Annotated in this window: 22 protein-coding genes and 3 pseudogenes; 13 read left to right on the top strand and 12 right to left on the bottom strand. The window is 64.3% G+C overall.

All coding sequences use genetic code 11. The annotated features are described in order from the left end of the window. Window positions 1-7: 7 nt before the first annotated feature. The 3 genes from G559_RS0127185 (at window position 8) to G559_RS0127175 (ending at window position 4,996) form a co-directional block, all read left to right on the top strand. Entirely contained in the window at window positions 8-3,196 is a 3,189-nt protein-coding gene (locus G559_RS0127185; RefSeq protein WP_028631252.1) for an efflux RND transporter permease subunit, read from the top strand. Continuing rightward, complete coding sequence (locus tag G559_RS0127180; RefSeq protein WP_028631251.1) at window positions 3,193-4,587, top strand: efflux transporter outer membrane subunit; 1,395 nt, start codon at window positions 3,193-3,195, stop codon at window positions 4,585-4,587. Before G559_RS0127185 ends, G559_RS0127180 begins: the two co-directional genes overlap by 4 nt. Before the next feature lie 217 nt (window positions 4,588-4,804). Further along, the gene (locus G559_RS0127175) at window positions 4,805-4,996 is read left to right on the top strand and encodes a hypothetical protein (protein WP_028631250.1); all 192 of its coding nucleotides are present in this window, start codon (window positions 4,805-4,807) and stop codon (window positions 4,994-4,996) included. Window positions 4,997-5,046: 50 nt separating this feature from the next. Here G559_RS0127175 and G559_RS0127170 read toward each other — a convergent pair whose 3' ends face one another. Beyond that, complete coding sequence (locus tag G559_RS0127170; RefSeq protein ID WP_028631249.1) at window positions 5,047-5,409, bottom strand: DUF3509 domain-containing protein; 363 nt, start codon at window positions 5,407-5,409, stop codon at window positions 5,047-5,049. Window positions 5,410-5,707: 298 nt separating this feature from the next. On the opposite strand from G559_RS0127170, the gene G559_RS0127165 reads away from it, so the two are divergent. From G559_RS0127165 to G559_RS30170, 3 genes and pseudogenes are all read left to right on the top strand, one after another. Beyond that, the gene (locus G559_RS0127165) at window positions 5,708-6,049 is read left to right on the top strand and encodes an FKBP-type peptidyl-prolyl cis-trans isomerase (RefSeq protein WP_028631248.1); all 342 of its coding nucleotides are present in this window, start codon (window positions 5,708-5,710) and stop codon (window positions 6,047-6,049) included. Between the two features lie 276 nt (window positions 6,050-6,325). Next, complete coding sequence (locus tag G559_RS0127160) at window positions 6,326-6,985, top strand: glutathione S-transferase family protein (protein WP_028631247.1); 660 nt, start codon at window positions 6,326-6,328, stop codon at window positions 6,983-6,985. Window positions 6,986-7,055: 70 nt separating this feature from the next. After that, window positions 7,056-7,368, top strand: a pseudogene (locus tag G559_RS30170) (glutathione S-transferase N-terminal domain-containing protein); the annotation flags it as partial. Window positions 7,369-7,508: 140 nt separating this feature from the next. Here G559_RS30170 and G559_RS0127155 read toward each other — a convergent pair. Further along, the gene (locus G559_RS0127155) at window positions 7,509-7,850 is read right to left on the bottom strand and encodes a DUF190 domain-containing protein (protein WP_028631246.1); all 342 of its coding nucleotides are present in this window, start codon (window positions 7,848-7,850) and stop codon (window positions 7,509-7,511) included. 153 nt (window positions 7,851-8,003) lie between these two features. Here G559_RS0127155 and G559_RS0127150 point away from each other — a divergent pair, with 153 nt between their 5' ends. The 7 genes and pseudogenes from G559_RS0127150 (at window position 8,004) to G559_RS29435 (ending at window position 14,106) form a co-directional block, all read left to right on the top strand. Beyond that, window positions 8,004-8,561: a DUF2975 domain-containing protein gene (locus G559_RS0127150; RefSeq protein ID WP_028631245.1), complete on the top strand. Its 558-nt coding sequence runs from the start codon at window positions 8,004-8,006 to the stop codon at window positions 8,559-8,561. A gap of 7 nt (window positions 8,562-8,568) precedes the next feature. After that, window positions 8,569-8,781: a helix-turn-helix domain-containing protein gene (locus G559_RS0127145; RefSeq protein WP_009050838.1), complete on the top strand. Its 213-nt coding sequence runs from the start codon at window positions 8,569-8,571 to the stop codon at window positions 8,779-8,781. A gap of 38 nt (window positions 8,782-8,819) precedes the next feature. Further along, window positions 8,820-9,461, top strand: a pseudogene (locus tag G559_RS29445) (LysE family translocator). A gap of 49 nt (window positions 9,462-9,510) precedes the next feature. Then, window positions 9,511-9,949 (top strand): annotated as a pseudogene (locus G559_RS29440) (N-acetyltransferase family protein); the annotation flags it as partial. Between the two features lie 176 nt (window positions 9,950-10,125). Then, window positions 10,126-11,553 (top strand): mechanosensitive ion channel family protein, encoded by a 1,428-nt coding sequence (locus G559_RS0127130; RefSeq protein WP_028631243.1) that lies wholly within the window; start codon window positions 10,126-10,128, stop codon window positions 11,551-11,553. A gap of 179 nt (window positions 11,554-11,732) precedes the next feature. Next, complete coding sequence (locus G559_RS0127125; RefSeq protein WP_028631242.1) at window positions 11,733-13,310, top strand: malate:quinone oxidoreductase; 1,578 nt, start codon at window positions 11,733-11,735, stop codon at window positions 13,308-13,310. 292 nt (window positions 13,311-13,602) lie between these two features. Further along, entirely contained in the window at window positions 13,603-14,106 is a 504-nt protein-coding gene (locus G559_RS29435) for a sterol desaturase family protein (protein ID WP_051246934.1), read from the top strand. Window positions 14,107-14,143: 37 nt separating this feature from the next. Here G559_RS29435 and G559_RS0127115 read toward each other — a convergent pair whose 3' ends face one another. The 10 genes from G559_RS0127115 to G559_RS0127070 all read right to left on the bottom strand — a co-directional run bounded on the left by G559_RS0127115 (window position 14,144) and on the right by G559_RS0127070 (window position 23,338). After that, on the bottom strand, window positions 14,144-15,073 hold the full coding sequence (locus G559_RS0127115; RefSeq protein WP_028631241.1) for a LysR family transcriptional regulator: 930 nt from the start codon (window positions 15,071-15,073) through the stop codon (window positions 14,144-14,146). Between the two features lie 280 nt (window positions 15,074-15,353). After that, the gene (locus tag G559_RS0127110) at window positions 15,354-16,376 is read right to left on the bottom strand and encodes a branched-chain amino acid ABC transporter permease (protein WP_028631240.1); all 1,023 of its coding nucleotides are present in this window, start codon (window positions 16,374-16,376) and stop codon (window positions 15,354-15,356) included. Continuing rightward, a complete protein-coding gene (locus tag G559_RS0127105; RefSeq protein ID WP_028631239.1) occupies window positions 16,376-17,239 on the bottom strand; it encodes a branched-chain amino acid ABC transporter permease in 864 nt (287 codons plus the stop codon). Before G559_RS0127105 ends, G559_RS0127110 begins: the two co-directional genes overlap by 1 nt. Then, on the bottom strand, window positions 17,239-17,943 hold the full coding sequence (locus G559_RS0127100; protein WP_028631238.1) for an ABC transporter ATP-binding protein: 705 nt from the start codon (window positions 17,941-17,943) through the stop codon (window positions 17,239-17,241). Before G559_RS0127100 ends, G559_RS0127105 begins: the two co-directional genes overlap by 1 nt. 4 nt (window positions 17,944-17,947) lie before the next feature. Continuing rightward, a complete protein-coding gene (locus tag G559_RS0127095; RefSeq protein ID WP_028631237.1) occupies window positions 17,948-18,670 on the bottom strand; it encodes an ABC transporter ATP-binding protein in 723 nt (240 codons plus the stop codon). A 107-nt stretch (window positions 18,671-18,777) separates the two neighbouring features. Further along, a complete protein-coding gene (locus G559_RS0127090) occupies window positions 18,778-20,088 on the bottom strand; it encodes an ABC transporter substrate-binding protein (protein WP_028631236.1) in 1,311 nt (436 codons plus the stop codon). Window positions 20,089-20,170: 82 nt separating this feature from the next. Next, window positions 20,171-21,520, bottom strand: coding sequence for an outer membrane beta-barrel protein (locus G559_RS0127085; RefSeq protein WP_028631235.1), 1,350 nt, complete (start codon window positions 21,518-21,520; stop codon window positions 20,171-20,173). 467 nt (window positions 21,521-21,987) lie between these two features. Continuing rightward, a complete protein-coding gene (locus G559_RS0127080) occupies window positions 21,988-22,203 on the bottom strand; it encodes a DUF3820 family protein (protein ID WP_028631234.1) in 216 nt (71 codons plus the stop codon). A 48-nt stretch (window positions 22,204-22,251) separates the two neighbouring features. Next, window positions 22,252-22,578 carry a DUF190 domain-containing protein gene (locus G559_RS0127075; RefSeq protein WP_028631233.1) on the bottom strand — a complete coding sequence of 109 codons (327 nt, stop codon included), beginning with the start codon at window positions 22,576-22,578 and terminating at the stop codon, window positions 22,252-22,254. Between the two features lie 16 nt (window positions 22,579-22,594). Then, window positions 22,595-23,338 carry an SDR family oxidoreductase gene (locus G559_RS0127070; RefSeq protein ID WP_028631232.1) on the bottom strand — a complete coding sequence of 248 codons (744 nt, stop codon included), beginning with the start codon at window positions 23,336-23,338 and terminating at the stop codon, window positions 22,595-22,597. Between the last annotated feature and the right edge of the window lie 164 nt (window positions 23,339-23,502).

The raw sequence follows: 23,502 nt of genomic DNA, 5'->3' as shown, positions 1-23,502 counted from the left end.
GCACGCCATGAATTTTTCCCAGTTCTTCATCCTGCGGCCGATCTTCGCCGCCGTGCTGTCGCTGCTGATCCTGATCGGCGGCGCCATCTCGCTGTTCCAGCTACCTATCAGCGAATACCCGGAAGTGGTACCGCCGACGGTGGTGGTGCGCGCCAACTTCCCCGGCGCCAACCCCAAGGTGATCGGTGAAACCGTCGCCTCGCCGCTGGAGCAAGCCATCGTCGGCGTGGAAGGCATGCTCTACATGTCCTCCCAGGCGACCAACGACGGCAAGCTGACCCTGACCATCACCTTTGCCCTGGGCACCGACCTGGATAACGCCCAGGTGCAGGTGCAGAACCGCGTGACCCGCACCATGCCCACCCTGCCCACTGAGGTGCAGCGGCTTGGCGTAACCGTGGACAAGGCCTCTCCGGACCTGACCATGGTGGTGCACCTGACCTCACCGGATAACCGCTACGACATGCTCTACCTGTCCAACTACGCGGCGCTCAACGTCAAGGACGAGCTGGCGCGGCTGGATGGCGTGGGCGACGTACAGCTGTTCGGCATGGGCAACTACTCCCTGCGTGTCTGGCTCGACCCGAACAAGGTGGCTTCGCGCAACCTGACCGCCACCGATGTGGTCAACGCCATTCGCGAGCAGAACCGCCAGGTCGCCGCAGGTGCCCTCGGCGCGCCGCCGTCCGATGCCGGCAACAGCTTCCAGCTGTCGATCAACACCCAGGGCCGCCTGGTCACCGAGGAAGAGTTCGAGAACATCATCATCCGGGCCGGTGACGACGGCGAGATCACTCGCCTGAAGGACATCGCCCGCGTCGAGCTGGGGTCCAACCAGTACGCCCTGCGCTCGCTGCTGAACAATCAGCCGGCCGTGGCGATTCCGGTGTTCCAGCGTCCCGGCTCCAACGCCATCGAAATCTCCGACGCCGTTCGTGAGCGCATGGCCGAACTGAAGCAGAGCTTCCCCCAGGGCATGGACTACGAAATCGTCTATGACCCGACCATCTTCGTGCGCGGTTCCATCGAGGCGGTGGTTCACACCCTGCTCGAAGCCATCGTGCTCGTGGTCCTGGTGGTGATCCTGTTCCTGCAGACCTGGCGCGCCTCGATCATCCCGCTGGCCGCCGTGCCGGTGTCGCTGATCGGCACCTTCGCGGTGATGCACCTGTTCGGCTTCTCGCTCAATGCCCTGTCGCTGTTCGGCCTGGTGCTGGCCATCGGCATCGTGGTGGACGATGCGATCGTCGTCGTGGAAAACGTCGAACGGAACATCGGACTCGGCAAGTCGCCGGTGGAAGCCACCCGCCAGGCCATGAAGGAAGTGACCGGCCCGATCATCGCCACTGCCCTCGTGCTATGCGCCGTATTCGTGCCCACCGCCTTCATCTCTGGCCTCACCGGGCAGTTCTACCAGCAGTTCGCCCTGACCATCGCCATTTCCACGGTGATCTCGGCCTTCAACTCGCTGACCCTGTCGCCGGCCCTGGCCGCTGTGCTGCTGAGGGACCACCACGCACCGAAGGACCGCTTCTCCCGCGTGCTCGACACGCTGTTCGGCCGCTGGTTGTTCAACCCGTTCAACCGCATGTTCGAACGCGCTGGCGGCGGCTACGTCCGTACCGTGCGCCGCGTCCTGCGGGGCAGCAGCATCGCCATGTTCATCTATGCCGGCCTGCTGGGACTCGGCTACCTGGGCTTCTCCAGCACCCCGGCCGGCTTCGTGCCGCAACAGGACAAGCAGTACCTGGTGGCCTTCGCGCAACTGCCGGATGCCGCCACCCTCGACCGCACCGAAGCGGTGATCAAGCGCATGTCCGAGATCGCCTCCAAGCACCCGGGTGTGGAAAACACCGTGGCCTTCCCGGGCCTGTCCATCAACGGTTTCACCAACAGCCCGAACAGCGGCATCGTGTTCACCCCGCTCAAGCCCTTCGATGAGCGCAAGGACCCGTCCATGTCGGCTGGCGCCATCGCCGCCGAGCTGAACAAGCAGTTCGCGGATATCCAGGATGCCTACATCGCGATCTTCCCGCCGCCCCCGGTTCAGGGCCTCGGCACCATCGGCGGCTTCCGCCTGCAGGTCGAGGACCGCGGCAACCTGGGCTACGAGGAGCTGTACAAGCAGACCCAGAACATCATCGCCAAGGCGCGCCAGCTGCCGGAGCTGAACCCCATGTCGGTGTTCACCAGCTACCAGGTCAACGTGCCGCAGGTGGATGCCGCCATCGACCGCGAAAAGGCCAAGACCCACGGCGTGGCCATCAGCGACATCTTCGACACCATGCAGGTGTACCTGGGTTCGCTGTACGCCAACGACTTCAACCGCTTTGGCCGCACCTACCAGGTCAACGTCCAGGCCGACCAGCAATTCCGCCTGGAGCCCGAGCAGATCGGCCAGTTGAAGGTGCGCAACAACCGTGGCGAGATGATCCCGCTGTCCACCTTCGTCAAGGTGGAAAACAGCGCTGGCCCCGATCGCGTCATGCACTACAACGGCTTCATCACCGCCGAGATCAACGGCGCAGCCGCGCCCGGCTACAGCTCCGGCCAGGCCGAGGCGGCCATCGCCAAGCTGCTGGACGAAGAGCTGCCCAACGGCATGACCTACGAATGGACGGACCTGACCTACCAGCAGATCCTCGCCGGCAATACCGCGATCTTCATCTTCCCGCTCTGCGTACTCCTGGCCTTCCTGGTGCTGGCCGCCCAATACGAGAGCTGGAGCCTGCCGCTGGCGGTGATCCTGATCGTGCCGACCGTGCTGTTCTCCGCCATCACCGGGGTGATCCTGGCTGGTAGCGACAACAACATCTTCACCCAGATCGGCTTGATCGTACTGGTGGGCCTGGCGTGCAAGAACGCCATCCTCATCGTCGAGTTCGCCAAGGAGAAACAGGAAGAAGGCCTGGACCGCGTCGCCGCCGTCCTGGAAGCCTGCCGCCTGCGTCTGCGCCCGATCCTGATGACCTCCATCGCCTTCATCATGGGCGTGGTGCCCCTGGTGCTGTCCTCCGGTGCCGGCGCCGAAATGCGCCACGCCATGGGTGTCGCGGTGTTCAGCGGGATGATCGGCGTGACCTTCTTCGGCCTGCTGCTGACCCCGGTGTTCTACGTCCTGATCCGCGGATTCGTCGAAAAGCGCGAAGCGCGCAAGGCCGCCCGCGCCCCGCAACTGAAGGAAGCACACGCATGATGCACAAGGCTTTCGCCCCCGCCCTGCTGGCACTGGCCCTTTCCGCCTGTGCCGTGGGCCCGGACTACAAAGCCCCCGACACCGAGCCCGCGCGGCTCGCCTCGGCGGACGCCGTGAAGGCCGATCGCGGCCGTTTCGAGAGCGTCTGGTGGCAACAGTTCGACGACCCGACCCTGAATCAGCTGGTGCAGCAGTCGCTCAAGGAAAACCGTGAGTTGCGCATCGCCTTCGCCCGCCTCAAGGCGGCCCGTGCCTTCCGCGACGATGTCGGCAACGACCAGTTTCCGGTGGTCACCGCTGGCGCCAGCGCCGAAATCGGCAAGGGCCAGCAGCCCGGCGTCACCGAAGAGCGCGCCAACAGCGAGCGTTACGACCTCGGCCTGAACATGGCCTGGGAGCTGGACCTGTTCGGCCGCATCCAACGCCAGATCGAAGCCAGCGAAGCGGAAACCGACGCGGCCCAGGCTGACCTGCAGCAATTGCAGGTCAGCCTGATCGCCGAACTCGTGGACGCCTACGGCAACCTGCGTGGCGCGCAGCTCAGGGAGCGGATTGCCCGCGAAAACCTGGAGAACCAGCAGGAGTCCCGTGGCCTGACCGAACAACTGCGCGACGCGGGCGTCGGCAGCGAGCTGGATGTGCTGCGCGCTGACGGGCGTCTGGCCGCCACCGAAGCCAGCCTGCCGCAACTGCAGGCCGAAGAAGCGCGTGCCCGCAACCGCATCGCCACGCTGCTCGGCCAGCGCCCGGAACAGCTGACCGTGGACCTGTCGCCCAAACCGTTGCCGGTGATCGCCAAGGCCCTGCCCATTGGCGATCCCGCCGAACTGCTGCGCCGCCGCCCGGACGTGCGATCCGCCGAACGCCAACTGGCCGCCGCCACCGCCGGCGTGGGCGTGGCCACGGCTGATCTGTTCCCCCGTGTGAGCCTTTCCGGCTTCCTCGGTTTCACCGCTGGGCGCGGTTCGCAGATCGGTTCCTCCGCTGCACGAGCCTGGGCCGTGGCCCCGACCATCTCCTGGGCGGCCTTCGACCTGGGCAGCGTCCGCGCCCGCCTGCGGGGTGCCGAAGCGGACGCCGAAGGTGCCCTGGCCAGCTACGAGCAACAGGTGCTGCTGGCCCTGGAGGAGTCCGAGAACGCCTTCAGCGACTACGGCAAGCGCCAGCAGCGCCTGGTTTCCCTGGTACGCCAGTCGGAAGCCACCCGTGCCGCCGCCGAACAGGCCGCAACCCGCTATCGCGAAGGCACTGTGGACTTCCTCGTGCTGCTGGACGCCGAACGCGAGCGACTGGCCGCCGAAGACGCCCAGGCCCAGGCCGAAGTCGAGGTCTATCGCGGCATCGTCGCCATCTACAAGGCCCTTGGCGGCGGCTGGCAACCCCAGGCGTGACCCTCTCTTCCCTTGCCCGGCCTGCCCCGGCCGGCATTTTCACCCCGCGGGTACGAGCTCCTCGCCGCGGGGCCTTTTATTCAAGTCGCGATGGATTCCCGCGAACGACCGGCGCGACCGGCCACCGGGAAGCCCACTGCCTGCGTCAAGGACGGCTGTAACGAATTCGGAGATTGCTCTGGATACCCCACCCCTTGATCTCGATAGGAGACATTCCATGAAAAAGCTCATCACTTCCGCAACCTTGCTGGCCGTCGCCCTTTCCGCTGGTTCGGCGATGGCATCCGGCGGCGGCGACCGCACCATCTCCCGCTACGAGAAGCGCCTTGCGCAGATCGAAAAACAGCAACACGAGGCAAACGAAGCGGTCGCCCAGAAGGAACTCGCCGAAAAAGCGAAGCGTGGCTAAGCCACAAAAAAGGAGCGGGTCGCCCCGCTCCTTTCATCCGTCAGCGGTGTTCAGGCTACGGGGGTTCGACGAGCCTGTTGCCTGGGCTCCAGCTTGCGCCGCGCCACAAGCGTCTTGGCCGCCGTCATGTGAATGGGCCCACCCTGATAGGTAGGCAGATCGCGCGATACCCAGTCGATGCCCTTGTCGTGCCAGTGCACTTCGCCCGCGTCCAGCTTCATGTCCCGCTGCAGTTCCCGGATCACCTGGCGCACGCGCGCGTCGCTGTAGAAGGCTTCGTTGTCGACGGCCTTGCAGAGCGATTCGCCGTCTTGTCCGGTCAGCGTGAGCAACAATGACCCATCGGGCCGGGGCTTCACGACTACCTGGTACTGCGCAAAGGCATCATAGAAGGCAGTAAATGGCAGCTTCATTCGGAAACTCCTGTCGGGTCCTGGGTTTTCGAACCTTGTTCCCTGCAGTCGTCGTGCCCGTTTGCTGCTTCAGGTAATTTCCTTGCAAATCAGCCATATGGAGCGGGAGCGCCCTGCAACCTGTGGGTGACTTGCACGATTCCCCGTCCAGCTCTCATGCAAATTGCACGAAGCCCCGATGAAGCCGGGCGTTCCTGTCGTCGACGAATTACGTCGTGGCTTGACCGGCGCGCGCGATCCTGCGAAAAGGCTGCGCGCAAATGGCCGGACCCGACCGACGAACCAAGGAGCACATCCCATGAGTGACGAACTGCAGATAACCGATATCCAGCTGGGCAACGGCAAGGAAGTGGTCAAGGGCGCCCTGATCACCACCCAGTACCGCGGCACCCTGGAAGACGGCACCGAGTTCGATTCGTCCTACAGCCGTGGCAAGCCCTTCCAGTGCGTGATCGGCACCGGGCGTGTCATCAAGGGCTGGGACATCGGCCTGATGGGCATGAAAGTGGGCGGCAAGCGCAAGCTCTTCGTCCCGGCGCACCTGGCCTACGGCGAACGCCAGGTCGGCGCCCATATCAAGCCCAACTCCAACCTGCTGTTCGAGATCGAATTGCTGGAAGTGCTGACGCGGGACGATTGATTCACCCCGGTGCTGCACAGCGACAGGCCGCAGGCTTGTGGCCTGGGCTGCCGCTGGAACCGCGCAATAGAGGGGAGATAACACCAGGCAATCGTGTCGCCGGCGACAGGCAGGATACCGGACGACTCTTTCAGCACGCTGACAGCGGTCCCTCAGCGCCATAGGCGCCTACCCTTTGCAGGGACAAAGTCGTCTTCCTACAACAGCCAAAACCTGTCGATTTCCCCGAATGGCAATCGACCAGCTAGCGAATCCCAACTTCAACAGGAGTCGCCCATGTCCCTGCAACTGTTCGCCCATCCCTTCTCGTCTTACTGCCAGAAGGTGCTGATCGCGCTCTACGAGAACGACACACCCTTCCGCATGCGCTTGCTGTCACCGGATGACCCGACCACCGCCGACGAGTTCCAGACCCTCTGGCCGCTCCAGCGGTTTCCGTTGCTGCTGGACGGCGAGCGGCCGGTGATGGAGTCGAGCATCATCATCGAATACCTGCAGCAACATCATGCCGGGCCGGTAACGCTGATCCCCGAGGGGCCGGAAGCCGCGCTTGAGGTGCGCATGCTGGATCGCTTCTTCGACCTGTATGTGATGACGCCGATGCAGAAGCCGGTGTTCGATAGCCTGCGCCCGGCAGAGCAGCGCGACGCGCTTGGCGTGGCGGAAGCGAAAGGCCTGCTGGAGCGCAGTTACGCCTGGCTCGAAGAGAAGCTCGCGGGCCGAGCCTGGGCGGCCGGCGAAACCTTCAGCCTGGCCGACTGCGCAGCCGCGCCGGCGCTGTTCTATGCCGACTGGGTACACCCGATTGCCGGGTCGTTCGGCAACGTCCGGGCCTATCGGCAGCGCTTGCTGGCTCGTCCCTCGTTCGCCCGCGCGGTGGACGAAGCGCGCATGTATCGACCGCTGTTCCCGCTGGGGGCGCCGGATCGCGACTGAGCCTTCCACTCTTCGGCAGTCGACAGGTAAGGTTGCCCATTCGCCCTTCAATCTCGAACAGGAAGTCCCCATGCGTGAACTGTCGGCTTTCCCCATCGCTCGCAAGTGGCCCGCGACCCAGCCGGACCGGCTGCAGCTTTAGTCCCTGCCGACGCCCAATGGCGTCAAGGTCTCGATCATGCTGGAGGAGACCGGCCTGCCCTACGAGCCGCACCTGGTGAGCTTCGAGCGCAACGACCAGATGTCGCCGGAGTTCCTCTCCCTCAATCCGAACAACAAGATTCCCGCCATCATCGACCCCAACGGCCCGGATGGTCGTCCGCTGCCACTGTTCGAGTCTGGCGCCATCCTCATCTACCTGGCCGACAAGACCGACCAGTTGATTCCAGAGGACGCTGCCGGCCGCGTGGGAGGCGCGCGGTGGACCCAGTCTTTACGGGGGGCGGGCTTGCCCATGGAGCTGTCCTCGACACAACGTCAGGCCCGTACGGTAACCCAGGCGCGTGCGACTGTCTTCAGCGCGTCATCCGCCCGCGTCCGCTTTCTTGGCCTCTTTGCCAAGGGTGCCGAACTCGATCTGCGTCTTGATATAGAACAGCGCAATGTCCTCGTCCTCCAGGCGTTCGAACAGCCGGGCTGACTCCTCTTCGGTGAGTGCCAGGCGGACCTCGATGGGTTGGTCGGCGAGTTCGAAAAAGTGTGCGGAGTGCAGCCGGCCGGTGTGGCCGAAACCTTCGATGGCGGTGCTCATGGTCGCGCCGCGCAGGCCCAGCTCGTTGGCCAGGTCGACGAGCCAGTCACCGACCATCTTGCCGTGATAGCGGCGATTTTGCTGGGTGAAGAAAATCACCAGGAAACCGTTCATGAGCGTTCTCCAATGGCCTCCATTGCTTTCAGCATAGCCCCGGGGGTATTGCTGGGCTTATGAATTAAATGATCGAAACGCAGAAATTAATTATTGTTTTACGATAATTAGTTCTTTATGATTTCTCCACATTCCTTCCTCTGGAGCCTTCCCATGACGTCCCAAGATATTGCCCGGTTCAGCCAGCGCATGTCGGCTGTCACCCTGTTATTGATCATTGCCATGTTGCTGCTCAACGCGGCGCTGTGGCTGTTTCCGCAGTTGAGCGCGGAAAGTGGCTACGGGTTCGGTTTTGGCCTGAGCAATAGCCTGTCGAGCCATCTGGCTGCCGGTGCTGTCTTTCCCTGGTGGCAAACCCTGGGCGGCATTCTGCTGTCGAGCATCCCCCTGCTGGCGCTGGCCTTTGGCTTGAGCCATCTGCGCCAGTTGTTCCAGAGCTATGCCCGCGGCGAGTACTTTTCCAGCGCGGCGGCGGTGCATTTGGGCAAGGTCGGGCGGGGCGTGGCGTTGTGGGTGTTGCTGGACTTTCTCTGCGAGCCGCTACTCAGCATCTGGGTCACCCTGAACGCGCCGGTGGGCGAGCGCCTGATCAGTCTCAGCATCACCGCCCCGACCTTTGTCGCGCTGTTTTTGGCTGCGTGTATTTCCATCATCGCGCGTATCCTCTGGCAGGCCAGTGAAGTGGCTTCGGAAAACCGCGCCTTCGTGTGAGATCAGTATGTCAATTGTCATTCAACTGGACGTGATGCTGGCCCGACGCAAGGTCAAATCCAAGGACCTCGCGGCGGCGATCGGCATCACCGAGGCCAACCTGTCCCTGCTCAAGCAGGGCAAGGTCAAGGGCCTGCGGCTCGCGACCCTGGACGCGATCTGCCAATACCTGGAGTGTCAGCCGGGCGACCTGTTGATCCATGAGCCCGAGGTGGAGTAGCGTCGGCCTCCCTTAACGCGATAAAGGCGGTCTGTGTCATAGCGCTCGAACATTTGCTGTATGCCGGCCCGCTGCTGTCGCTGGCGCTGCTCTGGACCGTGGTCGTGGTCACGCCGGGGCCGAACTTCTTTACCACGGCGCAATTGGCCGCCAGCTGTTCGCGTCGCCATGGCATGATCGCCGCGCTGGGTGTCGCCACCGGCACGGTGCTCTGGGGGCTGGCCGGCGGCCTGGGGATCAAGTCGCTGTTCAGCGCCGCCCCGGCCCTGTAACTGGCCTTCAAGATCGCCGGTGGCTGCTACCTGATCTACCTGGGCCTGAAGCAGTTCAGGCGCAAGCCGGCGCCGACCGGGGCGGGCAACGGTTTGCCTGGTGAGTCGGGCCGCAGCCTGTTCTCGGCCTATCGCCTGGGCTTTCTCGGCAACATGACCAACCCCAAGTCGGCGCTGTTCGTCGCCACCATCTTCGCCACCTCGATGCCGGCGTCACCACCGCCGTTGCTGCTGGGCCTGGCCGTGCTCACCATGGCCTCGCTGTCGTTCACCTGGTACTGCTGCGTCGCGCTGTTCTTCGCCAGCAACCGCATGACTGCCGTCTATAGTCGTTCGCGCAAATGGCTGGACCGCTTTGCCGGCAGTTGCTACCTGCTGTTCGGCGCCCATCTGGTGGCCAATCGCTGAAACCGGGGCCGGGCGCACGCCATGGATTTTCAGGGTCAGGAGACAGGACATGAGCTTCACTTTTCGCCCCGTGCAGGATCGGGATATTCCACGGATCTGCGGTTTTGCCGGTAATCCCGAGGAGCTGTTTTTCTTTTTCCCGGCGGCCAGCTGGCCGCTGACTCATGAGCAACTGCGCGACTCCATTGCCCAACGCTGCGATTCGACAGTGATCGAGCGAGACGGCCAGGTACTGGGTTTCGCCAACTTCTACCGGTGGGAAGCCCACGGCACCTGCACCCTCGGCAATCTCATCGTCGATCCCGAGGGCCCGCGGCGCGGGCGTCGCCGGGCAGTCGATCGGCGAGATGCTGCGCATCGCCCGGGACAAACACCAGGCCGCACAGGTGACCCTGTCCTGCTTCAATGACAACGTGGCGGGCCTGCTGCTGTATCCGAAGCTCGGGTTCGTGCCGTTCGCCATCGAAGAGCGCCGGAACAAACAGAGTAGGAGCTGGCTGGCCAGCGAAACGCCGCCATTCGCTGGCCAGCCAGCTCCTACGGGCAATGCAGCTGCCTACAGCACGGAATGCAGCCCCAGCCAATTGAATCGTCCCCACAGGACAATTCAGCCTGATGGTGAGCTCTGCTAACGTGATGCGCACTCACTCGCGGAAGGGATTTCATGCTCGCATTCATTCAGAACCACCCGCTGGTTTTCGGCGTCGCCCTGTTGCTGCTCGACCTGCTGGTCTGGCGCAGCATTCCCGTCGAGCAACGCACCTGGCGGGTGCTCTGCCGCGTCGTGCTCTTCCTGCTGTTCAGCGCCCTGATCATCGATGCCGGGTTGAACCCACTGCAGCCGCCGCCCTGGACGGACACCACACTCAACCTGGTGGCCACTGCCCTGGAAATCGTCTGGTGGCTGTTCTGCGCTCGCACCTTGACCGTGGTGCTGGGCCTGCTGATGCCGCGTATCGGCCATGCCGGGCGACTGCTGCAGGACCTGCTGGGCGCGGTGATCTTCCTGGTGGCGGTGGTGGCGGCGGCGGCCTATGTGATGCAGTTGCCGGTGAAAGGCCTGCTGGCCACCTCCGGGGTCATGGCCATCGTCATCGGCCTGGCCCTGCAGAGCACCCTGAGCGATGTGTTCTCCGGCATCGTCCTGAACACCACCAAGCCTTACCAACTGGATGACTGGATTTCCATCGACGGTACCGAAGGCAAGGTGGTGGAAATCGACTGGCGCGCCACCCACCTGCTCACCAGCCAGGGCAGCACGGTGGTGATTCCGAACTCGGTTGCGGCCAAGACCAAGGTCCACAACTTCAGCCGCCCCTATGAGCTGACGGGCGTGTCCATCAGCCTCAGGGTCCCCACCCAGGTGCGACCGCGCCGGGTGCTGGATGCCCTGGAAAAGACGGTGCAGGGCATCAGCGTGCTGCTCACCAGCCCCAAGCCCAAGGTCGCGATCAAGGGCTCGGACCTGGAGTCCGTGGAGTACGAAGCCAGCGGCTTCATCCGTACCGGCGAGAACAAGACCGAAGTCCGCAACCTGATGTACGACCTGGCGCACCGCCATCTCGAAGCCGCCGGCATAGCCTTCAGCAGCGATAGCGTGCCCCAGCCCTGGTCGCGGCCGCGTCTACTGCTGGAGGACGTGAAGATTTTCCGTGCCCTGAGCAGCGAGGAGAAAGACGAACTCAGCCAGGTCATGGCGCCCCTGGCCTTCTCCGCCGGCCAGGTGGTGCTGGATGTCGGCGAGGTTTCCGATGGCCTGCTGGTGATCGGCACCGGCGTCATCTCGGCGGCGGTACCCGACGGCGCCGGCATGATCGAGGCCGGCCGCATGGGGCCGGGCGAAATTCTCGGCGAAGAAGGCATCGCCAACGATGCACCGTCCCAGGCGCGATTCACCGCGCTCACCTCCTGCGTGCTCTACCGCGTCGAGCGGGACGCAATCCGTAGCTGCCTGGAGGAGCGCATCGAAGTCCGTGCCGCCCTCACCCGTCTACGCTCCTTCCGTGAGCAGGCCAGTCGCAACCTGCTGTTGCAGAAGCCCCAGGCAATCAGGAAAGGCGGCTTTCTCAGTTGGCTGCACAAGAAGGGCTGAGGGCGGAAAACCGCCCGCCCGGCACCCTCACCGCCCCCAAAAGGGCGGATTCCCGCCACACTCGCGTGCTTCCAGGCCCTTGAATCCCGCCAAGTGAAACGATTCAGGGCCATCCCCCGATTCCGGCACGACATTTGCCTGCGCACCGCCCCTTTCGAGAAACAGAAAGGGACAGTCCCATGAAAAAACTCCTCCTAGGACTCCTGTGCCTCACGGTGCTCGGCTGTGCCAAGCAACCCGAGCCGGAGAAGTCCGTCGACGTGCTGCTGATCGGCGCCGGCATCATGAGTGCCAGCCTCGGCACCTATCTCCACGAACTGGAGCCGGGCTGGACCATCGACATCTACGAGCGCCTGGACCAGGTCGCGGCGGAAAGCTCCAACCCCTGGAACAACGCAGGCACCGGCCACTCCGCCTTCTGCGAGCTGAACTACACGCCGGAAACCGCAGACGGCGGCATCGACATCAGCAAGGCCGTGGCGATCAACGAATCCTTCGAGATCTCCAAGCAGTTCTGGGCCTACCAGGTCGAACGCAACGTGCTGAGCAACCCGAAGTCCTTCATCAACGGCGTGCCGCACATGAGCTTCGTCTGGGGTGATGACAACATCGCCTTCCTCAAGAAGCGCCACGCCGCCCTGCAGCACAGCTCGCTGTTCCGTGGCATGGAGTACTCCGAAGACTTCGATCAGATCAAACAGTGGGTACCCCTGGCGATGGAAGGCCGCCCAGCCGACCAGAAGGTCGCCGCCACCCGCATGGCCATCGGCACCGACGTGAACTTCGGTGAGATCACCCGCCAGCTGATCGGCTCCCTGACCCAAAGCGACAAGGTCAAGCTGAACCTCAAGCACGAAGTACGCGACATCAAGCGCAACGATGACGGCACCTGGACCGTTACCGCGGCCGACCTCGGCAACAACGAGGCGCAAACCAGCGTCAAGGCCAGATTCGTCTTCATCGGCGCTGGCGGTGGCGCCCTCAAGCTGCTGCAGAAGTCCGGCATCCCGGAAGCCGAAGGCTATGCCGGCTTCCCGGTGGGCGGCCAGTTCCTGGTTACCCGCAACCCCGAGGTCGTCGCCCAGCACCAGGCCAAGCTCTATGGCAAGGCCTCGGTCGGCTCGCCACCGATGTCCGTGCCGCACCTGGACACCCGCGTGATCGATGGCCAGAAGGTGCTGCTGTTCGGGCCCTTCGCCACCTTCTCCACCAAGTTCCTGAAGAACGGCTCGCTGCTGGACATGTTCAGCGCCCTGACCACCGACAACATCGGCCCGATGACCAATGCCGGCCTGGACAACCTACCGCTCAGCACCTACCTCATGGGCCAGCTGATGCTCAGCCAGGCCGACCGCATGCACGAGCTGCGTGAATACTTCCCGCAGGCGAAGGACGAAGACTGGGAACTGCTGACCGCCGGCCAGCGCGTGCAGGTGATCAAGAAGGACGCCGAGAAAGGCGGCGTCCTGCAGTTCGGTACCGAAGTCGTCAGCTCCGCCGACGGCAGCATCGCCGCCCTGCTGGGCGCCTCGCCGGGCGCCTCCACCGCGGCGCCGATCATGCTCACCGTGCTGGAGAAGACCTTCAAGGACAAGGTGCAGACGCCGGAATGGCAGGCTCGCCTGAAGGAAATCATCCCCTCCTACGGCCGCAAGCTGAACAACGACCTGGAGCTGACCAACCAGGTCCGCGCCTGGAGCAGCGAGCGCCTGCAGCTGGACTACGTACCGGTACTGCCCGAGGTGGCTGCGCAGTAAACGAATCATAGGTTGGAGCGAGTTCGACGAAACCCGACAGCACTGGCCACGGTACCGGGAAATCTTGGGCTTCGCAGGCTCAGCACCCACCTGCGAGGCTTGTCCCTCAGCATGGCTGTCGGGACGCGTTCCTTTGCTCTGAACGATAGTGTCGACGCGGGTCCTGCTTGCCCTGCGTCGACGCTAATCGAAAGTCAGGCTGTTCCCTTCGTACACCCGCGCGAACCTTGGTTCCGTAGCCCGGAGAGCTGTCCTGTTCCGGGTTCCATGGGACAACAACAAGGAGAAGAAAATGCCCTGGCACCTCGAAGCGCTGATCAGCATCTCCGCCGGCCTGCTGCTCGGCAATTTCACCGAATGGTGGTTCCACCGCATCGTGCTGCACGGCATGGGCCGCAAGCGCGGTACTTTCTGGAGCTTCCATTTCCACGAACACCACCGCAATGCCCGCCAGCACGACTTCTACGACCCCTGCTACCGCCGCCCTCCGCTGGGCTGGCATGCGCAGGGCAAGGAAGCCTGGGCACTGATCGCTGCCAGCGCCCTGGTGGCGCCCCTGATCCTCTGGGCGCCCTGGCTGTGCCTGACGCTCTGGTACTGCGCCGGCAACTACTACTTCACTCACAAGAAGGCCCACGACAACCCCGACTGGGCCCGCCGGCACCTGCCCTGGCACTACGACCACCATATGGGTCCCAACCCGCAGGCCAACTGGTGCGTAACCAAGCCGTGGTTTGATTGGGTGTTCGGTACGCGCGAACATTTCGTGGGGACCGAACGAGAGGCGCGGGCCTGACCGGAGTCGGGGACAGACACCTGCCGTGCCTGTGGCTTTATGCCTTGATCCAACCCTGCTCCAACAGTGCCCGGTCCCACGCCGGTTCATCGCTGATTCGCTCCACCAGGAACTCGATCAGGGTGCGCACCTTCAGCGCCCGGCGTTGGGTGGCCGGGTAGACGGCGGAAAAGTTGAAGGCCGTCAGCGAATAGTCGGTGAGCACGGGGACCAGCCGCCCGGCCAGCAGGTCGTCGCTGGCCACCAGGGTCGGCAGGCAGACTACGCAGGTACCGGTGATGGCGTAATCGCGCAGCAGGTGGACGGAGTTGGAGCGCACCTGACCGGTGAGGTTGAGTTCCACTTGTTCATTGCCGTTGAACACCCATTTGTTGCGCGACGGGTAGCCCTCGTAGAGCGCCACCTTGTGTGCCTGGAGGTCTGCGGGCACGGCGGGCGCGCCGTGGCGCTCCAGGTAGTCGGGGGAGGCGCAGAACAGCCGGCGGACGGAAAACAGCTTGCGCTCGATCAGGCTCTCGGCCAACGGCGGGAACATCTGGAAGGCCACGTCGAAGCCTTCCTCGATCGGGTCCACCACCCGGTCGTTGACGATCACGTCGACCTCGATGTCCGGGTAGAGCTCGGTGAATTCCGCCAGCAGGCTGCCGAAGTGGCCGATGGCAAAGCCCGGCAGCATCTGGATGCGCAGCTTGCCGGTGGGTTTGGCACGCAGGTCGCGCATCTGCTCGGTCAGGCTGTTGAAGGTCGCTACCATGTCGGCGCATTCCTTGTAGTAGGTCTCCCCGACCTCCGACAAACGCACATGGCGGGTGCTGCGGTGGAACAGCGGCGCGCTGATGTACTCCTCCAATTGCTGGATGCGATGGCTGATGACCGAGCGGGTCACGCCCAGTTGCTGGGCGGCCTTGGCGAAGTTGCCGGTTTCCGCGACGCGGACGAAGGCTTCGATGCTGAGCAGGCGGTCCATGGTGTTTTCCAGTTCCAGCGATGATCTAACTGTAGGGGCGATTTCAATCGCCAAGCAGGCCGAAGGTCTGCCCTTCGTATTCGAGCGGGGCTGCTGCGCCGCCCTTGGCGAATGAATTGGCTATGTCTGCATTACGTGTTGCAGGCAGCTGCATTGCCCGTAGGAGCTGGCTTGCCAGCGAATGGCCCCGTTTCGCTGGCAAGCCAGCTCCTACAAGACTCTTGGCCGGATGGTAAATCTCTCGCAACAGCCAACGCAGACATAGCCAATGACTTCGCCCCTACAGACCAGCTCCCACCAACTTGCGCTGCATCGGGAACAGCTGCCAGCCGAAGCGTTCGCTCACCAGCCCCCAGACACCCTGCGGTGCCTTCAGCATCATCACCACCGCCACGCTGCCGAGGATGATCATGTACAGCGCGCCGAATTCGGCGAAGCAACTGCGCAGCGCGAAGTAGATCAGGGTGCCGATCAGCGGCCCTTCCAGGGTGCCGATGCCGCCGATGATGACGATGAAGATCACTGCTGCCGTCCAGTCCTGCACGCTGAAGGCGGCATCCGGGGAGATGCGCAGCTTCTGCAGGAAGATCAGCGCACCGACGACGCCCGTGCAGCCGGCAGCCAGCACATAGACCAGCAGCTTGGTGCGGAACACGTTGATGCCCAGGCTCCCGGATGCCGGCTCGGAGTCGCGGATGGCCGTCAGCGCCAGGCCCTGGCGCGAGCGCAGCAGCAGGTAGACCACCAGCACCGCCGCCACGGCAATGCCCAGGGCGCTGAAGTACAGCAGCATCTCGCGGCTGTCACGGCTGCTGCCGATCTGCCGAACGATGGAGGCCGGCAGGCTCTGTCCGGAGCCACCGCCCAGGCTGCCCACCTGGGCCAGGCCGAGCCGGAACACCTCGGCCACCACCCAGGTGCCAATGGCGAAATAGGCTCCGCGCAGGCGGAACAGCACCAGCGCCGTGGGTACTGCGAGCAGCGCCACCACCAGGCCGGAGAGGAATACCGCGGCCAGCGGCGGCACACCCAACTGCGACGCCAGCACGAACAGCAGGTAGCCACCCAGGCCGACGAAGGCCTGCTGGCCCACCGAAACCATGCCGGCGTAGCCCGCCAGCAGGTTCCACATCTGCGCCAGGGCCAGGTAGTAAGCGAACTCCACCACCAACCGCAGCACCGCGCGGTCGGCCCAGAACGGCAGGGACGCCAGCACCAGCACCAGCACGCCCAGCAGCGCCAGGCCCACCTGGCTGCTGCGGGTGGCGCGCTGGACGAGGTAGGCATTGTTCATCGCATTCATCAGTCGACACTCCGGGGAAACAGGCCACGCGGGCGAAAAACCAGGATCAGCAGGAACACCAGGTGGCCGGCGAGGATCTGCCAGCCCGGATCGATACGCGCCCCCACCGCCTGGGCAACGCCGAGGATCACGCCACCGGCCAGGGTGCCCCAGAGGCTGCCGAGGCCGCCGATGATCACCGCCTCGAAGCCGTAGAGCAGGCGCGCCGGGCCGACGCTGGGGTCGAAGCTGGTGCGTACCGCGAGGAACACGCCGGCGATGGACACCACCGCCATCGCCAACGCCATGGCCAGGCCGAAGATGTGGCGGTTGTCGATGCCCATCAGTTGGGCCGTGTGCTGGTCGTCAGAGGTGGCGCGGAAAGCGCGACCCAGGCTGGTCTTGTAGAACAGCAGCTGCAAACCGCCGATCACCAGCAGCGCGCTGCCGAACACCATCAGCGGCATCACGCCGAGGCTGAGGCCGCCCACGGCCACGCTGGCCACTTCCAGATCGCCCTGGGAGAGTTTCTGGCTGTCGGCGCTGAAGAACTCCAGCAGCACGTTCTGCAGGATGATCGACAAGCCGAAGGTCACCAGCAGCGGCGGCAGGATGTCATTGCCGAGGGTGCGATTGAGCAGTTGCCGTTGCAGGCCGTAACCGACCACGAACATCACCGGCACCACCAGCACCAGGCTCGCCAGCGGCGACAGGCCGAGTGCCTCGACCACCACCAGGGCCAGGTAGGAGGCCAGCACGATGAAGTCGCCATGGGCGATGTTGACCAGGCGCATGATGCCGAACATCAGCGACAGGCCGACCGCGAACATGGCGTAGAGGCCGCCGAGCAGCACGCCCTGCACCAGGGTATTGAGCCATTCCATCATCGTGCCTCCGCCAGGCCGAAATAGGCCGCCTTGATCTGTTCCTTGCTCACCTCCCCCGGCTTGCCGGAAAGGGAGATGCGCCCTTCCTGGAAGCAATAGAAGCGGTCGGCGACGCTGAGGGCCTGATTGATGTCCTGCTCCACCAGGATCACCGCGGTGCCATCGGCCTTGATCGACGGCAGTGCGGCGTAGATGTCCTTGATGGTGGTCGGCGCCAGACCGAGGCTGATCTCGTCGCAAAGCAACAGGCCTGGGCTGGACATCAGCGCGCGGCCGATGGCGACCATTTGCTGCTGGCCACCGGAGAGCGCGGTGCCGGGGCGCTTGCGCAGGTTGGCCAGTACCGGGAACAGGCTGTAGATGCGCTCCAGGTTCCAGGCGCCCTGGCGCTTGCTGTAACCCCCGATCAGCAGGTTCTCCTCGACGCTGAGCGAGGGGAACAGCTTGCGGCCTTCCGGCACCAGGGCGATGCCACGCTCCAGCACCTGGTTGGCCGGCAGGCTGCCGATGTACTCGCCCTTGAAGCGAATGGCGCCGGGGTCGTTGCGGATCAGCCCGGCGAGCGAACGCATGAAGGTGGATTTGCCGGCGCCATTGGAGCCGATGATGGCCAGGGTTTCCCCTTCGGCCAGGTCCAGGTCGATGCCGAACAACGCCTGGAAGTCGCCGTAGCCGGCGCGCAGTTTGCGGATCGTCAGCATGACTTCAGCTCCCGATGCCCATGTAGATTTCCTGAACCTTGGGGTTGGCCATCACCGCGCTGGGCTCGCCTTCGTCCAGCTTGCGGCCGAAGTTGATCACCGCCAGGCGACCGACCACGGCCAGCAGCGCGTGGACGATGTGCTCGATCCAGATGATCGCGGTGCCGGAACGGTGGATGCCCTGGATGGTGCCGACCAGCTCCAGGCACTCCGGTTCGGTGAGGCCGCCGGCGATCTCGTCGAGCAGCAGCAGTTGCGGCCGGGTGGCCAGGGCGCGGGCCATTTCCAGGCGCTTGCGCTCCAGCAGGGTCAGGGACCCGGCCAAGGCGTTGGCTTTCTTCATCAGGCCGGTGAGTTCGAGGATGTGCGCGCACCAGGCGTAGCTGTCCTTTTCCGTCTGGCCGGCGCCGAAGGTGGCACCCACCAGCAGGTTCTCGAACACCGTCATCTTCACGAAGGGGTGCGGGATCTGGTGAGAGCGGCCGATGCCACGCTGGCAGCGTTTGAACACCGGCTCGCGGGTGACGTCATCACCCTGGAAGTGGATGCGCCCGCTGTCAGGCGCCACGCCCCCGGCGATCAGGTTGAACAGCGTGCTCTTGCCGGCGCCGTTGGGCCCGATGATGCCCAGCGCCTCGCCCGGCGCCAGAGCCAGGCTGAAGTCGTCGGTCACTTTCACCGAGCCGTAGTGCTTGTGCACCTGCTCCAGTACGAGGAGTTGTTGCATGTGTCGTTACCTGTATGAAGCTGTAGCCCGGATTTCATCCGGGCTACGGAAAGCCCCCTCTCCCTCTGGGAGAGGGTTGGGGTGAGGGAACCTGCCCGCGCTCGGACTCAACCGCCGTACGTGATCGCCTGCATCTCCCCGCCCAGGGGAATCTGCGGCGCGGTCTGGTTGCTGGTGATCACCAGGTCGTAAGTGAAGGGCCCACCCAGGCGCCACTGGCCGGACACCAGCGGGGTCTTGGCGACGTTCTTCACCGGGCCGTGCTTCCAGCTCACCGGGCCAACCACGGTGTTCAGCTCGGTCTTGCGCAGCGCATCGCGGGTCGCCTCGGGGTTACCGACCTCCTCGGTGCGCTGGAGGATGTCCACCGCCAGCTCGAACAACGCATGGACGAAGCCCAGCGGCTGGGTCCACTGCTTGCCGGTGGCCTTGGTGTAGCGCTCGGCCAGTTGCCCGGCGGTCAGTCCGTTGAGGGAGGAACTGAACGGGTGGCTCGGGCTCCACCAGATCTCCGTGGAGAGGTTGTGTCCGGCCTTGCCCAGGGTTTCCACAGCCGAGGGGAACAGCAGCGCCTTGCCCACCGACATGGCCTTGGGCTGGAAGCCCTGTTGGCGCGCTTGGGTCCAGAAGGTGGTGAGGTCCGGCGGGATGACCACGCCTGTGACGATCTCCGCCTCGGCCTTCTTGAACGCGGAAATCTGCGCGGAGAAGTCGTCGGTCAGGCTCTGGAAGCGGCCCGGGTCCACCAGTTGGAAGCCCTTCTGCGAGAGCACCGGCGGGAAGCCCAGCTTGCTGTCGCCCCAGGCATTGCCGTCACCGTCGTTGGGGAACAGCCCGCCGATCACCTTGTTGCTGCCCATGCCGCCCCACATGGCGGTGTAGGTGGCGATCACGTCTTCCAGGCCCCAGAAGAAGTGGTAGGTCCACTCAAAGCCTTCGTCCGGCTTGCCGCCACGGGTGAAGAACCAGGGCTGCCAGGGCGCGACGGTGGAGATGCAGGGGATTTCGTTGATCTCGCACTGGTCCGAAACCGGGTTGGTGGTCTCGGGCGTGGACGACACCAGCATCAGGTCGACGCCGTCGGAAAGGATCAACTCGTTGGCCACTTCGGCGGCGCGGTTAGGGTTGGACTGGCTGTCTTTGACGATCACCTCCAGGCGGCAGCGCTGGCCGCCCACGGTGATGCTGTTTTTCAACACCGAAGCGAGGCTTTCGATGATGTAGGCATCCGCTGCGGCGAAAGGCGCCAGCGGCCCGGTCTGGGGGCTGACATAGCCGATACGGATGACCTTCTCAGCCGCGAACAAGGGGCCGGAAGAAAAGCCTGCGAGCAGCGAGCCGCCAGCCACGACGCCGCTGGCCCGCAGGAAATCACGCCGGGACAGCCCGGCACCGAGGAGTTTCTTGTTGTTGTCCATGACGGATACCTCGACAGGAAGATGAGGCCCGGCGCGGGCGCGCAAAGGGGCCCGGCCGGGATGGCAGTAGGTTGGCGCCGGATCAGAAGAAGACGGTGACGTCGAAGGAGCCCACCAGTTGGCTGTCTTCGCGGCCGCCGCCAAAGGCATCGCGACCATTGCCACTGTGGATGTCGTAGCGCAGTTCGGGGCGCAGGCGGACGTTGGGCACCGGCGTCCAGGCCAGGTTGGTGGTGAAGCCGTAGAAGCTGCCCCAGCTCGGATCGGGGATGCCGGTGTGCGGATCGATGTTGGCCATCACCACATGCACCGGCGCGTCGGTGTAGAACCACTCGGCGCGGCTGTTCCACATCAGGTTGTCGCCCAGGCGGTGGTACCAGTTGACGTCGGTGCCGTACCACTGGGCGTTGCCCTTGTTGGCGAATGCGGCGAAGGCGGCGTCTTCCTGCTGCCCGTAGTTGAACTCCACCGCCACCCGGTTGCGCTCATCGAGCACATGGGAAACGGTCAGGTAGGAGGCGTATCGGGTCAGGTTGTCGTCGTCGCTGCCCGCCGGAATGGGCGAGCCGCAGGCACACTCGGCGAAGCTGTCGCCAGCGCCGTTGCCGTAGATGTTTTCCCAGTCGACCCAGGTGCGGAAGTCCGCCGAACGCCAGCGCAGGTTGGCGATGACATCCGGGTCGCCGTTGGGGTCCTGCATGTTGTTCCAGCCCTGCACCACGCCCAGCTCGAAGCCGAGCATGCTGCCGCCCTCTTCCTGCGGCAGCTTGAAGGAGTAGAGCGCGCCCGTGTGCTTGGCCGGGCCATGCATGAAGGAATAGGTGTGGCTGTAGAAGTCCGTCGGCGCCGGGCTCGGCAGAGCGAAGCCGATCTCGTTCTCCAGTGGGGTGTGGAACACACCGAGCATCAGGTTGGAGCCGCCGAGCACCGGGATGTAGAAGTCCAGGTAGGCCTGGGCGATGTTGAAGTTCTCGTCATTGGCGTCGGCCGAACGGTTGACGCCAAGGTCTTCGTCGAAGCCGTAGGTCTTGAAGAAGCGCGCATCCTTGCCGTACAGCGCGGTGACGTTGAAGCCCCAGTCGGCTTCCTGCGGCATAGGGCCAGGGAACGGGCCGACACGACCGACCACATTGCCCTTGGGGGTTTTCTCGATGGCCAGGGCGAACTGGTTGAGGTTGAAGCCTTCATCGTTGTTGAAGAAGGCCTGCTTGCTCACGTCGTCACTGCCGTTGTCGTTGTAGATCCAGCCGGCCTGGCCCCAGCCATGGACCTTGATGCCGTAGTCCTTTTCCAGCCCGTCGCCGAAGGCGCTGCGGAACAGCGAACCGGACGGGCCCGGCTCGGCGGCCTGGGTGTGAACGGGGAACAGCGCTGCGGCCGCCAGGACCGGGGCGAACAGAGTGGACGCGGAAATATGCTTGCGAGGAATCATGGCAGCTACCTTGTTGTTATTAGTCAGCCTGATGCGGACACGCCCCGCTGGCAGTGCGGGCCTGGCTGTCCGGTTGGGTCGCAAGCTACAAGCGGCCCTCCTCACCAACAATTCCGGTTTCGGCGATTTGAGTGTTTGCGAATCGAGAACAATGACGCGCGCTCCTGAGCTAGAGCGGCCGGGGCGGAAAAGGGGTCACGCGGGGTGGGCGGTTATCGGACGGAATTGGCGGGATAGCGCTGCGCGACGGCATTCGCCTTTCCCTTGTAGGGGGAATTCATTGGCTATGACTGCGTTAGCGGTTGCGAGAGATTTACCATCGGGCCAGGAGCCCTGTAGGAGCTGGCTTGCCAGCGAAACGGGGCCATTCGCTGGCAAGCCAGCTCCTACGGGCAATGCAGCTACCTGCAACACGTAACGCAGACATGGCCAATTCATCCGCCGAGCAGGCCCCACAGGGAAAGCGTTCAACGCTTCCTGCGCAGCGGCTCCAGCAACGGCTTCAAGCCGTTGTGGTCGATCTCCTGCATCAGCATCAGCAGCCGCCCGATCTCACCCTTGGGGAAGCCCTCGCGGGCGAACCAGTTGAGGTAGTGCCCGGGCAGGTCGGCGATCAGGCGGCCCTTGTACTTGCCATAGGGCATTTCGCGGGTGACCAGGAGCAACAGGTCTTCGGGCTTCATCGGGCGGCCTTGCGGGGAAGAAAGCGGCGATTGTCGCAGAGCCCGGGCTCAGGCATCCACCGGCGCGCCCAGCAGGCCGAACTCGGCCGGCACCTTGACGTAGAACAGCGTCAGGCCCTCCTCCTCCAACCGCCGCAGCAAGGCGTCGCATTCGGCATCGCTGAGTGCCATGACGATCAGCATCGGCTGGTCGGCCATCTCGAAGAAGTGCTGGGAATGGAGGTGTTTGGTATGACCAAACCCTTCGATTCCGGAGACCAGGGTGGCACCGCGCAGGCCCATGTCCATGGCCAGGCCAACAACCCAGTCGGCCAGCATCTTGCCTTGGTGACGCCGGTTCTGCTGGGTGTAGAGCGTGAGCTGGTAACCCTTCATGTCAACCTCCATCCGATTACACGATGCCGCCATTGACCCTGAGCGTCTGGCCATTGACCCAGGCGCCTTCCGGTCCGACCAGGAAGGCCACCAGGTTGGCGATGTCCTCCGGGTTGCCAAGGCGCTCCAACGGGGCCTGTTTGGTCAGGCGCTCCACCAATTCAGGGGGCTTGCCGTCAAGGAACAGGTTGGTCGCCGTCGGCCCCGGTGCCACGCAGTTGACCGAAATGTTACGTCCGCGCAGCTCACGGGCGAAGATCGCGCTCATGGTTTCCACCGCGGCCTTTGAAGCAGCGTAGATGGCGTAGCCCGGCAGGCTCAGGCTCACTACGCTGCTGGACAGGTTGACGATTCGCCCGCCACTGTTCAGGCGCGTCGCCGCCAGCTTGAGGGTGTTGAACGTGCCGCGGGTATTGATGGCGAACAGACGGTCGTAGAGCGCCATGTCGGTATCGGCCAGGGATACCAGCCCCGGCTGGATGACACCGGCATTGTTGATCAGGATGTCGATTCCGCCGAATTCCATCTCCGTCTGGTCGAAGAGCACCGCCACCGCCACCGGGTCGCTGATGTCGGCCAGTATCGGATAGGCCTGGCCACCGGCCAGCCTGATGTCTTGCACCACTTGCTCCGCAGCTTCCGGCCGTGAGGCGTAATTGACCACTACCTGGATGCCTTCGGCGGCAAGGCGCCGCGCAATGGCGGCGCCGATTCCCCGGGAAGCCCCGGTGACAATGGCGGTTCTGGCAGGTTGAGGCATGTAGTTCTCCTCGCCAGGCTCTCGAGGCCGCGGCTGGTGCCGCGTGCGGGGCCTTTCCAGTGGTATAGCCGGAGTTGGAGCCGCGTGCGGAACCGGCTATCAGCGAGGCACGAAGGCCGTCCCCTGTAGGGGCGAATTCATTCGCCAAGGGCAGCGCAGCTGCC

The organism is Metapseudomonas resinovorans DSM 21078 (genome assembly GCF_000423545.1).
In the GTDB taxonomy this organism is placed as follows: Bacteria; Pseudomonadota; Gammaproteobacteria; order Pseudomonadales; family Pseudomonadaceae; genus Metapseudomonas; species Metapseudomonas resinovorans.
The sequence above is the reverse complement of the archived record's forward strand: the minus strand, read 5'-3'. Positions and strand labels throughout refer to the sequence as shown.

Bases quoted from the DNA above. Each gene is read 5' to 3' on its own strand.
- G559_RS0127185 (WP_028631252.1), top strand. From the start codon at position 8: ATGAATTTTTCCCAGTTCTTCATCCTGCGGCCGATCTTCGCCGCCGTG.
- G559_RS0127180 (WP_028631251.1), top strand. From the start codon at position 3,193: ATGATGCACAAGGCTTTCGCCCCCGCCCTGCTGGCACTGGCCCTTTCC.
- G559_RS0127175 (WP_028631250.1), top strand. From the start codon at position 4,805: ATGAAAAAGCTCATCACTTCCGCAACCTTGCTGGCCGTCGCCCTTTCC.
- G559_RS0127170 (WP_028631249.1), bottom strand. From the start codon at position 5,409: ATGAAGCTGCCATTTACTGCCTTCTATGATGCCTTTGCGCAGTACCAG.
- G559_RS0127165 (WP_028631248.1), top strand. From the start codon at position 5,708: ATGAGTGACGAACTGCAGATAACCGATATCCAGCTGGGCAACGGCAAG.
- G559_RS0127160 (WP_028631247.1), top strand. From the start codon at position 6,326: ATGTCCCTGCAACTGTTCGCCCATCCCTTCTCGTCTTACTGCCAGAAG.
- G559_RS0127155 (WP_028631246.1), bottom strand. From the start codon at position 7,850: ATGAACGGTTTCCTGGTGATTTTCTTCACCCAGCAAAATCGCCGCTAT.
- G559_RS0127150 (WP_028631245.1), top strand. From the start codon at position 8,004: ATGACGTCCCAAGATATTGCCCGGTTCAGCCAGCGCATGTCGGCTGTC.
- G559_RS0127145 (WP_009050838.1), top strand. From the start codon at position 8,569: ATGTCAATTGTCATTCAACTGGACGTGATGCTGGCCCGACGCAAGGTC.
- G559_RS0127130 (WP_028631243.1), top strand. From the start codon at position 10,126: ATGCTCGCATTCATTCAGAACCACCCGCTGGTTTTCGGCGTCGCCCTG.
- G559_RS0127125 (WP_028631242.1), top strand. From the start codon at position 11,733: ATGAAAAAACTCCTCCTAGGACTCCTGTGCCTCACGGTGCTCGGCTGT.
- G559_RS29435 (WP_051246934.1), top strand. From the start codon at position 13,603: ATGCCCTGGCACCTCGAAGCGCTGATCAGCATCTCCGCCGGCCTGCTG.
- G559_RS0127115 (WP_028631241.1), bottom strand. From the start codon at position 15,073: ATGGACCGCCTGCTCAGCATCGAAGCCTTCGTCCGCGTCGCGGAAACC.
- G559_RS0127110 (WP_028631240.1), bottom strand. From the start codon at position 16,376: ATGAATGCGATGAACAATGCCTACCTCGTCCAGCGCGCCACCCGCAGC.
- G559_RS0127105 (WP_028631239.1), bottom strand. From the start codon at position 17,239: ATGGAATGGCTCAATACCCTGGTGCAGGGCGTGCTGCTCGGCGGCCTC.
- G559_RS0127100 (WP_028631238.1), bottom strand. From the start codon at position 17,943: ATGCTGACGATCCGCAAACTGCGCGCCGGCTACGGCGACTTCCAGGCG.
- G559_RS0127095 (WP_028631237.1), bottom strand. From the start codon at position 18,670: ATGCAACAACTCCTCGTACTGGAGCAGGTGCACAAGCACTACGGCTCG.
- G559_RS0127090 (WP_028631236.1), bottom strand. From the start codon at position 20,088: ATGGACAACAACAAGAAACTCCTCGGTGCCGGGCTGTCCCGGCGTGAT.
- G559_RS0127085 (WP_028631235.1), bottom strand. From the start codon at position 21,520: ATGATTCCTCGCAAGCATATTTCCGCGTCCACTCTGTTCGCCCCGGTC.
- G559_RS0127080 (WP_028631234.1), bottom strand. From the start codon at position 22,203: ATGAAGCCCGAAGACCTGTTGCTCCTGGTCACCCGCGAAATGCCCTAT.
- G559_RS0127075 (WP_028631233.1), bottom strand. From the start codon at position 22,578: ATGAAGGGTTACCAGCTCACGCTCTACACCCAGCAGAACCGGCGTCAC.
- G559_RS0127070 (WP_028631232.1), bottom strand. From the start codon at position 23,338: ATGCCTCAACCTGCCAGAACCGCCATTGTCACCGGGGCTTCCCGGGGA.